General features: G+C 38.3%; 17 protein-coding genes. 13 read left to right on the forward strand and 4 right to left on the reverse strand.

All coding sequences use genetic code 11. The features are described 5' to 3' along the window. Positions 1-84: 84 nt before the first annotated feature. On the forward strand, positions 85-744 hold the full coding sequence (gene folE / locus SJ312_RS00305; protein ID WP_004256561.1) for a GTP cyclohydrolase I FolE: 660 nt from the start codon (positions 85-87) through the stop codon (positions 742-744). 3 nt (positions 745-747) lie between these two features. Continuing rightward, positions 748-1,893 carry a DUF418 domain-containing protein YeiB gene (yeiB, locus tag SJ312_RS00310; RefSeq protein WP_165879245.1) on the forward strand — a complete coding sequence of 382 codons (1,146 nt, stop codon included), beginning with the start codon at positions 748-750 and terminating at the stop codon, positions 1,891-1,893. A 188-nt stretch (positions 1,894-2,081) separates the two neighbouring features. On the opposite strand, the gene sanA is transcribed toward yeiB, so the two are convergent. Continuing rightward, the gene (sanA, locus tag SJ312_RS00315; protein WP_094962438.1) at positions 2,082-2,786 is read right to left on the reverse strand and encodes an outer membrane permeability protein SanA; all 705 of its coding nucleotides are present in this window, start codon (positions 2,784-2,786) and stop codon (positions 2,082-2,084) included. 367 nt (positions 2,787-3,153) lie between these two features. On the opposite strand from sanA, the gene SJ312_RS00320 reads away from it, so the two are divergent. The 5 genes from SJ312_RS00320 (at position 3,154) to SJ312_RS00340 (ending at position 7,998) form a co-directional block, all read left to right on the forward strand. Beyond that, the gene (locus SJ312_RS00320; RefSeq protein WP_094962439.1) at positions 3,154-3,849 is read left to right on the forward strand and encodes a sugar-binding protein; all 696 of its coding nucleotides are present in this window, start codon (positions 3,154-3,156) and stop codon (positions 3,847-3,849) included. 167 nt (positions 3,850-4,016) lie between these two features. Continuing rightward, positions 4,017-4,937: an N-acetylmuramic acid 6-phosphate etherase gene (gene murQ, locus SJ312_RS00325; protein ID WP_004256554.1), complete on the forward strand. Its 921-nt coding sequence runs from the start codon at positions 4,017-4,019 to the stop codon at positions 4,935-4,937. A gap of 56 nt (positions 4,938-4,993) precedes the next feature. Next, entirely contained in the window at positions 4,994-6,355 is a 1,362-nt protein-coding gene (locus SJ312_RS00330; RefSeq protein ID WP_004256550.1) for a PTS transporter subunit EIIC, read from the forward strand. A gap of 15 nt (positions 6,356-6,370) precedes the next feature. Further along, positions 6,371-7,216, forward strand: a complete 846-nt coding sequence (locus SJ312_RS00335; protein WP_272574705.1) for a MurR/RpiR family transcriptional regulator — start codon at positions 6,371-6,373, stop codon at positions 7,214-7,216. Beyond that, positions 7,216-7,998: a sulfite exporter TauE/SafE family protein gene (locus SJ312_RS00340; RefSeq protein WP_004256546.1), complete on the forward strand. Its 783-nt coding sequence runs from the start codon at positions 7,216-7,218 to the stop codon at positions 7,996-7,998. Before SJ312_RS00335 ends, SJ312_RS00340 begins: the two co-directional genes overlap by 1 nt. A 65-nt stretch (positions 7,999-8,063) precedes the next feature. Here the strand turns inward: SJ312_RS00340 and SJ312_RS00345 are convergent, their stop codons facing one another. Beyond that, entirely contained in the window at positions 8,064-8,945 is an 882-nt protein-coding gene (locus SJ312_RS00345) for a rhomboid family intramembrane serine protease (protein ID WP_094962442.1), read from the reverse strand. A 161-nt stretch (positions 8,946-9,106) separates the two neighbouring features. After that, positions 9,107-10,804 carry an NAD-dependent malic enzyme gene (locus tag SJ312_RS00350; RefSeq protein ID WP_110591369.1) on the reverse strand — a complete coding sequence of 566 codons (1,698 nt, stop codon included), beginning with the start codon at positions 10,802-10,804 and terminating at the stop codon, positions 9,107-9,109. Positions 10,805-11,229: 425 nt separating this feature from the next. Here SJ312_RS00350 and SJ312_RS00355 point away from each other — a divergent pair, with 425 nt between their 5' ends. The 6 genes from SJ312_RS00355 (at position 11,230) to SJ312_RS00380 (ending at position 15,488) form a co-directional block, all read left to right on the forward strand. Then, positions 11,230-11,853: a hypothetical protein gene (locus SJ312_RS00355; RefSeq protein WP_272574703.1), complete on the forward strand. Its 624-nt coding sequence runs from the start codon at positions 11,230-11,232 to the stop codon at positions 11,851-11,853. A gap of 59 nt (positions 11,854-11,912) precedes the next feature. After that, positions 11,913-12,611: a hypothetical protein gene (locus tag SJ312_RS00360; protein ID WP_272574702.1), complete on the forward strand. Its 699-nt coding sequence runs from the start codon at positions 11,913-11,915 to the stop codon at positions 12,609-12,611. Between the two features lie 8 nt (positions 12,612-12,619). Then, a complete protein-coding gene (locus SJ312_RS00365) occupies positions 12,620-13,582 on the forward strand; it encodes a serine protease (RefSeq protein ID WP_272574701.1) in 963 nt (320 codons plus the stop codon). A gap of 28 nt (positions 13,583-13,610) precedes the next feature. Then, entirely contained in the window at positions 13,611-14,021 is a 411-nt protein-coding gene (locus SJ312_RS00370; RefSeq protein ID WP_187710125.1) for a hypothetical protein, read from the forward strand. Positions 14,022-14,176: 155 nt separating this feature from the next. Continuing rightward, on the forward strand, positions 14,177-14,845 hold the full coding sequence (locus SJ312_RS00375; RefSeq protein ID WP_187710126.1) for a hypothetical protein: 669 nt from the start codon (positions 14,177-14,179) through the stop codon (positions 14,843-14,845). Beyond that, a complete protein-coding gene (locus SJ312_RS00380) occupies positions 14,832-15,488 on the forward strand; it encodes a hypothetical protein (protein WP_319866673.1) in 657 nt (218 codons plus the stop codon). Before SJ312_RS00375 ends, SJ312_RS00380 begins: the two co-directional genes overlap by 14 nt. A 157-nt stretch (positions 15,489-15,645) precedes the next feature. Here the strand turns inward: SJ312_RS00380 and cdd are convergent, their stop codons facing one another. Further along, positions 15,646-16,533 carry a cytidine deaminase gene (gene cdd, locus SJ312_RS00385; protein ID WP_096864137.1) on the reverse strand — a complete coding sequence of 296 codons (888 nt, stop codon included), beginning with the start codon at positions 16,531-16,533 and terminating at the stop codon, positions 15,646-15,648. Between the last annotated feature and the right edge of the window lie 81 nt (positions 16,534-16,614).

A 16,614-nucleotide genomic window follows, 5' to 3' on the forward strand; every position in this document is an offset into this window, starting at 1 on the left:
GTACTGGATTATCTCTACCTGCTGTTTTAGAGTACCGCACACCTGCATTTTATAAAAATAGTTATACCATTTGTGGAGGATCACATGTCATCTCTGAGTAAAGAGGCCGAATTAGTTCATGCCGCGCTGGAGGCTAGAGGCCTAGAAACGCCTTTACGTATCCAGCCAAAATCAGGCGACGAACGTAAGAAACTGATTGAAGGGCACATGACAGAGATCATGACGCTACTGAATTTGGATTTAACCGATGACAGTTTAGCTGATACCCCTCGTCGCATCGCAAAAATGTATGTTGATGAAATTTTTTCAGGGCTTGATTACGCAAACTTTCCAAAAATCACTTTAATTGAAAATAAAATGAAAGTGGATGAAATGGTCACTGTGCGTGATATTACGTTAACAAGTACCTGTGAGCACCATTTTGTTACGATTGATGGAAAGGCTACGGTTGCCTATATTCCAAAAGATAAAGTCATTGGTTTATCGAAAATTAATCGAATTGTGCAATTTTTCTCACAGCGTCCACAAGTGCAAGAGCGCTTAACACAGCAAATTTTGGTTGCTTTGCAAACATTATTGGGAACAACAAATGTAGCTGTTTGTATCGATGCAGTGCATTATTGCGTGAAAGCACGTGGTATTCGTGACGCGACAAGTGCAACAACAACAACGTCATTAGGCGGGTTATTTAAATCAAGCCAAAATACACGGCAAGAATTTTTACGTGCAGTGCGTCACTTATAATTTATGACAGTAACGACGCCGTCAAGTCGCATTGGCCAACTTGACGCTGTTCGTGGTATGGCGATTTTAGGTATTCTTTTAATGAATATCTTTGCTTTTGCTTTACCACAAGCGGCGTATTTAAACCCTTATTACACCAATAAAACACCCGACTCAGAGGCTTACCTCTGGGGGATTTTCAATGTCCTTTTTCAAGGCAAAGTTCTCGCTATTTTTTCAATCCTATTTGGGGCAACCCTTGCTTTATTACAACCCCGTTCTCTTCGTTGGAACCGGTGCCGTCTATTGGTTTTAGCCCTGTTTGGGGTGATTCATGGGGTTGGTTTTTGGGATGGTGATATTCTTTTGGCTTATGCATTGACGGGCTTGTTGGTAACCTATCTGCTTAATCAATATGAAGATGGTTTTTTATTGAAAATAGCACTATCAATCTATTTGATTGGGTTAGTTATCTTGCTCGTGTTGGGTAGTAGTGTAGACCCCTCCGGTTTTTGGCAAACCTCTGATGAGCAACTGGCATTTGAATATGCGATACATACCTCAGGGGGAATGGATGGCGTGCTTTATCGAGCGTCAGAGATGCTCAAAATGGTTGAAATGTTGGTTATCCAATATGGCTGGCAATTAGCGGCATTGATGGTTATTGGTGCACTGCTAATGAAAAATGGTTGGTTACGAGGGCAATTTAGCACTCAACACTACCGCAAAATAGCCTACATATTTATCTTGCCATCTATATTGGTCCAAATAGTTTCGCTATACATGCAAAGCCAATTCAATTGGAGTTATTTTTCAACATCAATCATTGGTTATATTATTAATGAGCTAGTTATTCCATTTCAATCTTTAGGATACATAGCTCTGGTATATGGCTTTTGGACGACAGTGGCAAACAGCAAAGTCGCTCTTGGCTTGCAATATGTGGGGCGGATGGCGCTGAGTAATTATATTTTGCAAACACTAATTTGTACCGTGTTGTTTTATCAATTCGGCTATTTTGGTCAATTTACGCGGGTTGAATTACTTGTCTTGGTTCCCATTATTTGGGGAGCAAATTTATTGTTTTCTTATTATTGGTTGATGTTTTTCAGGCAAGGCCCACTTGAATGGTGTTGGCGCAAATTAACGAGAAAGCTGATAGGTAGATGAGTATTCATCTACCTATCAGACTGCTGACAAACATATTATGTTTGGCGGCAAGTCGAATAGGTTATTGAAAATAAACTAGGAAAATCAATTTATTGATTTTCGGCTGATAACACAAAGCGGGAAAAACCACGCTTTTATCCCGCTTTGTCAACAACCTCATAGGTAGATGAGTATTCATCTACCTATATCTACTTCAATTTATTGACTTCATCCGGTGAAACCGCCGGATAGCCTTTAATTCCTGCTGGCATCTTAATGGGGGCTGGGATGGATTCTTGTTCACCTAAAAATTTAGGTTCCCGTTTTAAGATATATAAATCCGCCAGAGCGCCTAGCCGTGCAAACACTTCACGCACTCTCACTCTATACATCCCAGAAGGTGTCGGAACTGCTAAACATTGTGCATCAATACCTTTATGTTTGGCGATAAAGACCGCGCGTTCACAATGAAAACGCTGGGTAATAATCGTAAAATTATCGGTATCAAACACTTTTTTAGTGCGTACTACGGAGTCTAATGTCCTAAAACCTGCGAAATCGAGCACGATTTTAGAGGCTGGAACCCCTTCTTTAATTAAATCTTTACGCATGTTGATTGGCTCATTGTAATTATGAGCGCCATTATCACCACTGAGGAGCAAATATTTAACTTTTCCACTGTGGTATGCCTCTGCTGCGCCTTTAATGCGATAGGTATAATAGAGGTTATTAACTCCAGAGGCATAATATTTGGATGTGCCAAGTACCATCCCAACATCGCGTGCAGGCAATTTTTCTACATCTTCATAGATATAGGGGGCGGTATCCCAGCTTATCCAGCGATCAAGCAACATTATGGTCGTAAATGCGATCCCTGCAATAATAATAAGACCAAAAAACAGACGTTTCCTCATGTCCTAGCCTTGATAATAAAAAGTCATAATCCGAAATTGTCAGCCCCAATAGGCCTGTGTCTTTAGGCTACTTGACTTAAATTAGTGACGCAAGTCGCGTAACGTAAAGTCATGTCAATGTCTGAATACCAATCGAAGTTGACTAATATTAAGCCTAATAATTGAATTAAAATTAATCAGACATTGGATGAAAAAGATAAATCACATTCTCATTAAAGAGTGAGCGGCTTCACATCATGATAGTTTTTATAGAATGAAGCTATATATTATGAAATTTTAATTCTATATTTTATGTGTTCTGTGAAATATTGTTTCTTTGGCGGTTTTTTGTGAATAACAGTTCTCTAATCCGATAGGTGAGGAAAGTATGAAATTAACGACATTACTAGCCGCGAGCGCTGTGCTTGTTACAGCAAGTGTGGCGGCAAAAGAGTACCAAATCAATCATACCGATCAGTTAAAATCACTCAATGATGCGACTAAAAGTACTGAAGTCTGGGAAAAAGCAGAAGTATTAACCGATTTTACTTACCCATGGGAAAAGGAAGTGGCTCCCAAAACAGATTTTCGCGCTTTATGGAGTGATGACGCACTATATTTCCGTTTTATTGCAGATGATAAAGATATTCAGTTAGGTGATAACCCAGATAAAGACCAAGCGGTGTTAGATTCTGACCGAGTCGAACTCTTTTTCGCGACTAGCCCTGAATTAAAACCTTATTACACGGCTGAAATGGACCCGAAAGGGCGTACTTTCGATGCAAAAGCTAATTATTACCGTGAAGTTGACCCAAGTTGGAACTGGGAAACATTACAAACCGTGGGTGAAATAACGCCAAATGGTTATGTATTAACGGGAAAAATTGATTTAGATGAATTCACTAAACTCGATTTATGGCAAGACGCAGACAAACAGACACTAATGTGTGCCATTTTGCGTGGAGAGTTCAGCGCGGGTGAACCTAAGCAAGTGCGTAAATGGATTAGCTGGATCAAACCTGATTCCGTTAAACCTGATTTTCACATCCCATCAGCCTTCGGAACCTGTAAGTTCGTAAAATAGCATTATCGCCGGTGGCTTTTGTCACCGGTATTTTTCAATACAAACCTATTATTGTGAGAAAGATCATAACCCGCAATTAAGTGGTACGAAATTGCTGTGATTTGAATTGAAATTAAAATTCATTTAATGTATTTTTTAATGAAATTAAATTTCATGAGGGCATTTGAATGTCTCTAGCCGAAAATACTCTGAGTAACTGTCTACACAATGAATTCAATCAGGAAACGCAGCAGTTTTCACGTTTGGATACGCTATCGATGGTGAACGTCATTAACCAAGCTGATAGCACGGTTGCAGGTGCCATTCAGGCTGTGCTACCTGCGATTGCTCAAGTGGTTGACGCTGTTGCTGAGTGCTTAAAGCAAGGTGGACGTTTGTTTTACATTGGTGCGGGTACTAGCGGTAGGTTAGCCGTATTAGATAGTGCAGAATGTCCACCCACATTTGGTACTTCACCTGAAATGGTGCAATCGATTATTGCGGGTGGCCAAGATGCAATGCTAAAAGCGGTTGAAAATATTGAGGATTCAGCAGAATCAGCGATTGCTGAGCTAAAAAAACGCCAACTTTGTGCCAAAGATGTCGTGGTGGGCATTGCCGCGAGTGGACGTACACCATTTACCTTAGCGGGTATTGAATACGCTAATGAAATCGGTGCGTTAACGGTGGCTATCACCACGCGAGGAAGAGGGTTATTAAGTGACGTAGCAAAATTGGCAATTGCCCCCGATGTTGGCCCTGAAGTGTTATCGGGTTCGACTCGTATGAAAAGTGGTACTGCGCAAAAAATGATTTTAGGCATGCTAAGTACTTGTGTGATGGGGAGACTAGGCCGTATTCATACTAATTTAATGGTTGATGTTGTTGCCAGTAATATCAAATTACTGCGCCGCGCAGAACGGATTGTGAGTGAAGTCTGCGGTATTGATGAACACACCGCGGCAGGGTTATTAGCGCAAGTGGATTATCATCCACGACGCGCAATTTTAATGCATGAGCTACAAATTAATGCACAGCAAGCGACGGATATCGTTCAACAACATCCAAATACCACCTTGGATAGCATGTTAGCAATTACCGTTAAGTAATGGGATAGCATGTTGAAGAGCGGGTTTATTGGCTCAGTCAACATCAGGGGGATCATATGGCTAATAAGATAGAACATCTGGAAGTACTCGCCAGAGAAATAGAAAAATATGCGGGCGGCTTTGAGAACGTGGCAACATTAACTCATTGTATGACGCGTATCCGTTTAGTTTTAAAAGATAACAGTAAATTTGATGCTGAGTCCTTGAAACAAATTGAGGGCGTAAAAGGTGTTATTTTTAATGGTGAACAGCAACAAGTGATTGTTGGGATGGGAACCGCAGCGAAAGTTTTTTCGGTGATGAACAAACGTATGCAAGGTAGCACCTCTACGACATCAGAAAATGCAGCACCGGCGGAGAAAAAAGCGTTTTCCATTCGCCGTACGTTGAATACGTTAGCCGCTATATTTGTTCCTACTATTCCAGCGTTGATTGGTTGTGGTCTAATTATGGGGCTAATCAATATCGTCCGCTTGGTTGCTCCGGGGGTTGTCGACCAATTCCCTGAGTTATTTAAGTTATTAAAATTGATTGGTAGCGCAGTCTTTGTTTATCTTTCAATTATGATTGGGGTGAATACCGCGAAAGAGCTTGGTGCATCTACCTCAATTGGTGCGGTCATGGCTGGGTTACTTTCGATGCCGGGGTTAGCGGATATCACCTTATTTGGTTCGAAATTAGTCCCGGGTAGCGGGGGTATTTTTGCAGTGCTCATGGTGGTCGTTTTCTCTTCTAAATTTGAAGTGTGGTTTAGGAGCATTATTAAAGAAAGCTTAGACCTTATCGTGACGCCATTTGTGACCATTTTAGTCTCTGCGATGGTCGCAATTGTGGTGTTCCAACCCGCAGGACATTACTTAAACCAAATTTTGGCTCAAGGTGTTTCTGTCGCTTTATTAAATAGTGGCGGTGGTGCCGTGGCGACTGGCGGTATCTTGGGGGGAAGCTTCTTATTCTTATTACTAACGGGTTTACATCAAGGTTTGATCCCAATTCACGCTGAAATTTTACAAACTTTTGGTCTGAATTACTTGTTCCCAATTTTAGCGATGGGGGGAATGGGGCAAGTGGGTTCGTGTTTCTGGGTTTATTTAAAAACCAAAAACCAACGCTTGAAGAAAACCTTAGTCGGTGCGTTACCTGTGGGTATTTTTGGTGTCGGTGAACCGCTTTTATTTGGTGTGTCATTACCATTAGGTAAACCATTCATTGCAGGTTGCATTGGCGGAGCTGCGGGCGGGGCATTAATGGCGTTCTTCCATGTCGGGATCATCATTCCTTTTGGAACAGCAGGGTTATCATTAATTCCATTAGTGGGTGATGGCCAAATATTGGATTTCTTAATTGCTGTTGCAGGTGCATGGATTGTCGGGTTCATTGCCAGTATGATAATAGGCTTCACTGATCCAGAAAAATAATTAGAAGGAAAAGCCATGTCGACACTGACGGTAAAACTGGAAAGCTTGCAGACACGCGGTAAAGGCACAGAACAACGTATTGCCACATTTTTGCTGGATAACCGCGAAAGTCTTATCGCGATGAATGCAGCGGAATTGGCACAGGCGGCTGGGGTCAGTAGTGCATCTGTTATCCGCTTTTCACGCCAAATGGGGTACCGTGGCTATCCTGAATTTAAAGTTGATTATTTGTCTGATGAGAAGCAACACAAAGCAGAAAGTTTATACGGTAATCTGAGTCGTCACGATGATACCTCTCAGATTATCGCCAAAACAGGGCAAATGTTTATTTCGGCTATTGAAAAATCACTGGATTTACTTGAGCCCTCTGTCGTAGATACCATCGCGCAAAAAATGTTTCAGGCCAAACGTATCGTGCTGTTTGGTGTCGGGTCTTCAGCCATTGTTGCCAGTGATATTTTCCATAAATTAATTCGCATTAATAAACACGCACTGTTTAGTTATGATTTGCATGTTCAGCTAAGTTACTCGGCAAATTTGGGGCCGGAAGACCTAGCTATTGCAGTAACGGCGCGTGGAAATACTCAAGAAATCAATAGTATGCTTCGTGCTGCAAAAGAAACAGGTTGCCCGACAGTCGCACTGACACGTTTTGGTCAAGATGAAGCGATAAAGTTAGCGGACTTCTCCTTGCCTTATTTTTATGATGAGCAACATTCCCAATTAGGCATCATCACCCCCCAAGTGTTACAGATGATTACTTTCGATACATTATTTTTTAAATACCTCACGTTAGCAGATAGTGATGCAAATGAAGCATTACAAAAAGGGCGACGAGCACTGATACAAGGCAAGAGTTAATGATTGTAACGGAGTTAGCGATAGGCGCACTTATTGGGCTGATTATCAGCACAACGGGTGTCGGTGGTGGTGTGATTGTCTTACCGATACTGACCTATTTTTTTGGGCTAAATGCTCTAGCGGCAGTAGCCACTGCCAATTTCCTTTCGATGCTAATGAAGGTTTCTTCTTCTTATATGCATTTTCGATTAGGCAATATCCCCTTTAAAGGCGCTATGATTGTATTAGCGATTATGTTGCCGAGCACATTTCTCTCAAGTCTGTTTGTTACATGGTTGGGGGGATTACCGGGGTATGAAAAACAAGTCGAGTGGGGTATTAACCTGTTAGTGGCTGCTGCCATTATTTTTTCGCTATATTTATTTGTTCAGCGAATGTTTTTTGTTTCGATCATCAAGCAAGAAGCGGCAAAAGGGGATCAGCTAAAATCCATGGCTGTGCCGGCTATCCTAGCGGGTGTTGTACTTGGTGCAACTGGAGTTGGTGGTGGGGTGGTTGTTCTCCCTATGTTGCTGCGCTATATGCAACTGAATATTAAGCAAGCAATTGGTACATCGATTTTTGTAACAACCGTGTTGTCTGGTTCCTCTGCTTTAGCTTATGCGCAAGATGGCTATACGGATTTAAAACTGGCGCTGATATTGTGTGCAGGGGCATTGATTGTGATGCCATTAGCTAAATATTTACTGGTCCGTTTATCTGAACGTACTTTCCAATACATTACATTGTTATTAATTATCTGTAGTGCAGTAATGATGACAATGAATTTATTCACTTTCTAGATTTACGCGTCCTATTATTGACGGTATCAATAATAGGACTAATCTCTTACGAAAAAACGGTATTTTTATCGCTGATTAAGTTCTTTTGCCATTTCTTGGTAAATAAACTGGCGCTCATAGTTCAGGTCTTCGTCTTGTAGGGAAGAAAACTGGCTTAGTGTTATGGCCAGTAAGGCGGCAGCTATAAGTACAATGACACCGCTAGAGAGTAGTTTTGTCCGGACGGTTGCTTGGGGCGCAAGTACAAAAGCGCCACTAATAACAGCGCCGAGTACTGCTCCACCAATATGAGCAGCGTTATCAATACCTGACTGCAAACCATTGATGAGAGTTAGCGCAATCATTCCAATAATATTATATAGCGGGCGTTTTAATTGGTTGCGCTCTTCAAGAGAGAGGTTTGGGTTATTTATCCCTTTTAATAAATAAATTACGGAAGCGGCAGCTAACCCCATAATGGCTCCAGATGCGCCAATACCAACGGTAATATATACCGTGTTATCAGGTAAATATAAACTATTCCATGCATTCATTGACGCGCGGTTTGCTGCGGCGTTAATGGCTTCACTGTATTGCCAATAAGCGCTAAAAAATGCCGCGCCAATACCTGAAAATAGGTATATTGCGAGCATCCTAAATTTTCCATAGGTGCGTTCGCATTCAATCCCAATAACAAACAAGGCCAATGTATTTAAAGCAAGGTGCATACCACCTGAGTGCAATACCATACTGACTGGATAACGCCACCAATCCCCCGTTAATGAAAGTTGGTAAACATTGGCACCAAATAACAATAAGTTATTTTCTTGGGAATCGAGAGGGGCGGCATAATTGAGCTGGTAAAAATAAACAACAATATTCAGCACCGCAATAAAAAGCGTTAGGGCTATTGCCCATAGGGAAAACTTAGGTTTCTGTGGAATAGCAGCATTGAGGTCGCCAGTCATGTCAATATCCTATTAATCAGTCATGGGCGTTATCTTAAATAAGTGATTTGTTTAGCGCAATTTATCATTATCTGAGAAAACAGACATTCGTTTTTTCGGATCTATAAAAAACAAAAAAGGAGCTCTAAAGAGCCCCTTTCAATCAATACCGTTATGACAAATTAAAACGAAGTCCGTTTATAGGTACGGTACTCTGGTTTCCAGAAATTACGATCAATGGCTTCATCCAATGCGCTATCAGAGGTGACCGTTGCCACACCTTGGATCTGTGCTTCTTTTGCCACTTGTTTAGCAATAATGCGAGATACATCTTGAATATCAGACAGTAGAGGTAATAGCGCACCTTCACCATTTTTGGCTAGTGGCGAACAGCTGGCGAGAGCACGGCTGGCAGCCATTAACATGCCATCAGTGACACGTTTAGCACCAGAGGCAATCACACCAAGACCAATACCCGGGAAGATATAGGAGTTGTTACATTGTGCAATTGGGAACACTTGGTCTTTGTAAGACACTGGGCTAAATGGACTTCCTGTTGCGACTAAGGCCTTGCCATCAGTCCAATTGATAATGTCTTCAGGGCGAGCTTCGACGCGTGATGTTGGGTTAGATAACGGCATCACGATAGGACGTTCACAGTGCTTATGCATCTCTTTAATGATTTCTTCTGTGAATAACCCAGCTTGGCCAGATACACCAATCAATATGGTTGGTTTGGCATTGCGTACCACATCTAACAGTGAAATTGAGTCACTGTTAACATCCCAGTCGGTTAAATTCCCACTGTTTTGGGTTAATTTGGCTTGGAAATCGAGTAAGTTAGGTAGTTTATCGGTTAATAAACCAAAGCGGTCAACCATATAAATACGTGAACGCGCTTCTTCGTCACTCAAGCCTTCGGATTTCATCTGGGCGATGATTTGTTCTGCAATACCGCAGCCTGCTGAGCCTGCACCCAAGAAAGTCACGCGTTGGTCGCTTAGCTTACTGCCTGCGGCATGGCTGGCGGCAATTAAGCTACCTAATGCAACCGATGCGGTGCCTTGAATATCATCATTGAAACAGCATAGCTCATCACGGTAACGGGTTAATAAAGGCATCGCATTTTTCTGAGCGAAATCTTCAAATTGTAATAATACATTTGGCCAGCGGCGTTTAACTGCCTGAACAAATTCATCAAGGAACTCGTTGTATTCATCACCCGTAATACGTGGGTGACGCCATCCCATATACAGAGGGTCATTCAGACGCTGTGGGTTGTTGGTTCCTACGTCAATAACAATAGGTAAGGTATAAGCAGGGCTGATACCCCCGCACGCGGTATAGAGAGAGAGTTTCCCAATTGGGATGCCCATACCACCGATACCTTGGTCACCAAGGCCTAAAATACGTTCGCCATCAGTAACAACAATCACTTTCACATTTTGTTTGGTGGCGTTTTGTAGCATGTCGTCGATGTATTCACGATTTGGATAAGAAATAAATAAACCACGTGCACGACGATAAATGTCAGAGAAATGCTCACAAGCTTCACCCACGGTTGGGGTATAGATAATAGGCATTACTTCAGTGAGGTGAGCATCTATAAGGCGATAAAATAAGGTTTCGTTGGTGTCTTGAATATTTCGCAGATAAATGTGTTTATCAATATCTGATTTAAAATCAATTAATTGGCGGTAGGCACGTTCAACTTGTTCTTCGATGGTTTCAACTTGTTCAGGAAGTAAACCATGCAAGTTAAAATTTGCACGCTCTTCTTCGGTGAAGGCGCTTCCTTTATTCAGCAAAGGGAATTCAAGCAAAATTGGGCCAGCGTAGGGTATATAGAGAGGGCGTTTTGTTTCGTACTCATGTTCCATGAAATATCACTCTTCGGACGATTAATCAACAAAGTCAGGGTAGATCCTAAGCTAAACAGCAAATATGTACAGTAAATAATGATAAAAAAGCGTTAAAAAATTTACTGAAAAATATTGTGCATATGATAAGGAGTTTATGCGCGGAAGGGAATGAAAGCCGATAACGGCATACGCATTACGGTAGGTAGATCACGCTTAGGCAAATAATGAATGTCTCATCGTTATTTTTACGTTTTCAAACGTTAGTTTAGCTTTTCTGCGGGTTCAATTTTTTCATGTTTTTTCTTATTTTTAGTCAGTTACAGAGAGAAAAAACGGATTCAATGAAAGTTAAATTATATTTTTAAATATCATATATTGCTGCAAGTTTTAAATTTATATAAGTTAAATTTTATTTTATATTTCATTTTTCACTAAGGAGTTTTATGAATTTAATTAATGGGGTGTTAAGAAATAAGCGTATTTATATATTAATTATTATGGCATTTCTAGGAGGAATGAATCATTCAAGAGCAGACTATAACCCAATCGAAACACTAAGGAATATTGACAGCTATTTCTATGAAAACAAATATGGTTCATCAATTTTTGGTCGAGTTATAACAGATTATTTTTATTTGGTGATGAAAGAAAAAAACAAAAAAATTAATAAAGCATTGATAGACAAAATAAATTATGACCATGCATTAGAAATGCTTCAAGTATTGAAGCGAAAAGCGAAGAAACAGAGTACAGGTGAAAAAGTCTCTCATGATATGACTTATAAAGAAGCAGATGAAATACACTATCTGGTCATGTTACGTAATAAAATACCCGAAGAAGCTTGGGTTTTAGGTGTGGTATTTTCTGTATTAGATGAAAAAGAAAAAGAATTTTATTGGCAAAAAATTATGGCAGCTTCTGGAGACCGTGGCCATGAATTATCGGTAATATACAGCTTGATGAAAGTGATGTTAGAAAAGGAAAAGAAGGCCACTAAAAAACAGAAAATCATTATTAATAAATGGTATGAACGTATGAGTAAAACATTAGCTTCTGCTAAATCATAGTTTTCATTTAAATAAGTTTGAAAACTAAATGTTATATAAGTATTAAGGTGTCAATTATTATGAAATTATATTTTTGTTTAATTCTACCGTTATTATTATTTTCCTGCATTGTAAATGGCGAGAACCGCCCCGGTTTTGTCTGTGGGCAGTTTAATAAGAATATTATAGAAGTTCCTGGCGAGTATGTTTTTCCATTTGCTGAATATGAAGGGTATAGCTATTTTGACCCAAGGTTTATTGAAAATAAAAAAGGGTGTGAGGCTAATTTTAGTGTGCTGCCAATGCGAATGTCTTGGTCTGATTTGAAACCATCTAATGAGGTAAGTAATGATGTTAAAATTATAGAAGTTTATGCTGAACCATTAAAAGGAAACCCTGAAAAATATTTGAGTTATAGAAAACACGTGTATTTAGATATGGGGTACCTCAAAAGAAAGGGGGAGTTATATTATGATGAAGAGTTGGATCTTTATTTTACTGAAGTGACTGTAACAATACGAAGAAGTATTGGTCATAAAGATGATATGTATTTTAATAAAAAAGGATATTATTGGAAGGAAATTAATAATGAAGTAATTTTTTTAATTGAGTGTGAATGGTTACCAATTGATGAGAAGTATCATAAGTGTTTTCAATATTTTTTGATTCCAGAAATAGGAACTAAGGTTAAATTTTATTTTGATGCTAAAGAATTATCTAATAGCAATATAATGAGGGAAAAAATACGCATTTTTTTACTCGACCATGTTAAAAATTAGGAGATAATATGAGAACTCAAGAAATTAGAAAGGGTGATTTAAAGTTAACTCGTAGTGATGTTTCTAATGCAATTAAAATTTTATACGTAACCAAAGAACCAAAGTTGATGTATGAATATTTGGAAAGTAAAGGAGACCGATATGCTAAATTAGCTAATAGTGTGGTTAAAGGTGATTCTCTTTCAGGTGCTTTTGCGCTTAATTATTTAGATGAAGCTATTTTAGAGCATATTGGAGTGCAAGATGAGTTTATAATTGAGCGTATTCGCTATGATATGGCAATAGCTTATGTTCAAACCCTAAAAAATAGATTTGAAGATGGAAAGGATGTAATCTATGGTGATATAAATCACATAGAGGCTAAATTATTTCATAGTAGTGTATTTTCTTATTATAATCTTCCTTCTGATGCATGGACTTTAGAACCTGTATTTTTTGTGTTACCTAGAGAACAAAGAGAGAGTTATTGGCAGAGAGCTTTAAATTCTGTAGGTGATATAGAAAGTGAAATATTATTAAGTATAAATACTAAAGATATAATGTTTAGAGCATTATATGAAGCTCCAGCGCATATGCAGCCTAAAATACATAGTTGGACTAAACGAGTTCTGGATATTGATAATGTAGTAGATGGCGTGGTGGTTACAGCCAAGAAATCTTATCAAAATATTATATCTCATATAGAAGAAGATAATATGGATAGAATAAATACAATTATTTATAATACAGGAAACCCTTTAATTGATAGAGGAACAGAGCGTTTTTCATTTTGGAATTTTCCATCTGGCGATGGTAGTCGATTTTCTGTACAAACAGATTGGCGTGGGCAAACGGAATTTACACATAAAAATTTATTATCTGAATATTATCTAGAAAGACCTGATTATATATTACCAGAAACAGGCTTATTTGATTCACCATCAGTTAATTATCAACCAGATGTTGCTCATTATGACCGTATGACCGTATGACCGTATGATTGATGATTTAAGGGGAAATATGCCATCAATAAACAACAAGTCAACACCTCCAATTAAGTATCCACACAATATGGTAGATAAATCGATATTGGAAAGCACTTATCCAAAATCCGAACCGAATAGACAATTAGCACCTCGTACAACAAACCTACTTGATAGGTTTAAGGATAATGAAACACCAACAAATTATTATCTAGAACGCCCGAGTGTTGTTCTTCCGGGAACGCCAGGATTTAAAGACTTCCCTACAGATACCATAAGAAATAACCATCATTTTGAAAATATGATTGGCCAGTTAAGAGACAATATGTCATCAATGAACAATTCAATGGACTCATTTGAAGATAAATACTCAATACCCTCAATGCCAAGTATACCTGAATTTAGTTATAGTGGTTATTCTTCTGGAGGATCTTTTAGTTTTAATTAATATTTAAAAAGTCTACTTATAATAAAATAAATTATTTTAGTTATTAGTAAACGAATGGTGATTACTGATGTTTCTTTTTATGTGGGCAATGTGTTTTTTACATAATTTATTTTTAAGATTATTGGTTTCTAACTTTATGAATCACAAGGATGTATATGAATTATAAATTAATAGTTGTGCTTTCAGTTTTTCTTCTCGGTGCTTGCCAAAATCCTCAAGGAAATAATGTAAAATATAATAAAAAAAATACAACTAATTTTTGTGAAAAAAAAGGTGTTAAAACGCCACGTCTTTTCTTTATGCTACAGATGTTATACTTTTCTGAATCTAAGGATTTAATATTTGATAGAAAAAAATTAGTTATTTTCAAGGGGGGAAAAGATAATAACCCAATGTTAGAATTTTTAAAGTATCCAAAAGAAGCATTTATTAAAAAATTAAGCCATGAACAGGCAATGGATTTTTATCGTGAGAATTTAAATGAAATGGGAATGTCTTATCATGCTTGGATTTTAGCAGATGTTTTAGATATTATTAATGAGAGAAACCGAGAGGCACTATGGCAACAGTTCGTTTTTGTGATGAATAACAACGATCCTGCGAAGGAAGCTAAATTATTCATGATGCTTTGGTATGCAATGGTAAGGGAGGCTTCCAAACTACCATCAGACAAGCAAATTAAAAGCAAAAGATGGCTGGAGAAGATGAGGCGGATTTCTTTAGTCAATAAGCTAGAGAGAAAGTTAGATTTTATGTTTGAAGAAATGATTGATGATTCAAAGTTTTATAATAAAAATCGAAGGGGTTCTAATGATATCATTTAAATACAAATCTATTATTACATTAATTTTTATTTGTATAATTTTATCATGTTTAAGTCTTTTAAATAAAGGTTATGCTTTTACTGATAAAGACAATATTCAAAAGGTTAATAATTCGGATGATAAATATTTTAGTATTTTTATTTATCTAGAAAAAGAATTTTTAAATAATCAGATGAAGGCACGGGGTGAGTCATTTACCAGTGAAAAACGGAGTCGGTATCAAAAAGAAGTAAAATTAGCATATGGACGAATTATGAAAAATCGGAAAGAAAGTGATAACATTCCAATTGGTGATATTACACATCAAGAATTTATTAAAATAAAAAAAGAAGCGATGTTAAATACAGGAATTCCTTATGAAGGTTGGTTATTTAAAGATGTATTTGAAGTATTATCTATAGATAAACAGAATAAAATTATAGGGAAACTATTAAATAGCTTTTCTAATAAATCACTTAATGGTGAATCAGCGTTATTTGCTAGCATTTGGCTAGACATGAAAGAAGAAGCCGCGCAATCTGCATCGATAAAACAGCAACAAAGCCAAGCTTGGCTAGAAAAAATGCGAAAGATCCCTTTAGTTATTACACTAGAAGAGACGATAAATGAAACAGAAAAATTGTTTAATGAATTCACTTACTAGGGCATATATTAATCAAAACTAGTGAGTTCTATTATGGATGGCCACTTTGCAGGTAAATGGTTTTGTGAACAAGATTAAAGTTCTAATAGCAACTATACGGTTATTGCTGTTTATTCAAGCTCCCAGCAATAACCGTTATATTTAAATAAATATAAAATTAATCCAAATAAGCTAATTCAATATTTTGGCAACCCAATGCCTGTAATGTATTTTCGGTAACATACCAATGTTTGATAATTGCATCTTGTTTTTCAACAAACTTAGCTTGGTCGATGGCGTGAATATCTTTACCTGCAAGGTTAATCATAATTAAAGCGGCTTGTAGTGGCGGTAAACTTGGGTTGAATGCGGCATTTTCTGCGTAGCGTCCGGTAAACAGTGAGCCATCTTTTAATTGTAACGCAATTCCTGAATGGGATTGGCTATAAGGTGCATGGGATTGGTTTGCAGCCTCAATTGCTGCACTTAATAACCGGTCACGGCTTTGGTTTTTATAGCCATGGTCAACAGGGTCTAGCAGTAAAGTGGTAATATTGAGGTCAGACGGCCCAAATGAGTCGGGTAAATAGTGGTGTAGTACCGCAGGTGTGCGACCTGGTAAATTCACCATAATTTTACCACCTTCACGTAATTCATTCATAAATTGGCGGCAGTGGCCACAAGGTGTGTAATTTACAGTAATTGAGGTAATCTGCGTTTCACCTTTCATCCAAGAGTGTGTCACTGCACACTGTTCTGCATGGATCACTTGGCCCATTGATACATGGCTAAATTCCATATTGGCACCAAAATACAAGTTACCACTTGCTCCACGTGCGATTGCACCCACGTTAAAATGGGAAATAGGAGTGAGGGCATAGGCAGCAGCAAAAGGCAATAATGCAAAGGCTAACTCAGCGTCGTCTACACTTGTTTCAGCTTTAATCTGTTCAACTTGTTCCGCCGTTAACATGCCTTGAAAATCAGATTTATCAATGATAGGTCTAAGTACTGACTGTAACTTTTCTGGAAGCTCGGCCCAAGCGGCCTTAAATCTTGAATGCATGAGTTACTCTCCCTATTTTAATTGTTTTTATTCTATTCAATAATACGTAGAATTATGTGTGATAATTATCACTATTTTGGA

Origin of the sequence: Providencia sp. CIM-Carb-044, from assembly GCF_033901115.1 — a bacterium.
In the GTDB taxonomy this organism is placed as follows: domain Bacteria; phylum Pseudomonadota; class Gammaproteobacteria; order Enterobacterales; family Enterobacteriaceae; genus Providencia; species Providencia hangzhouensis.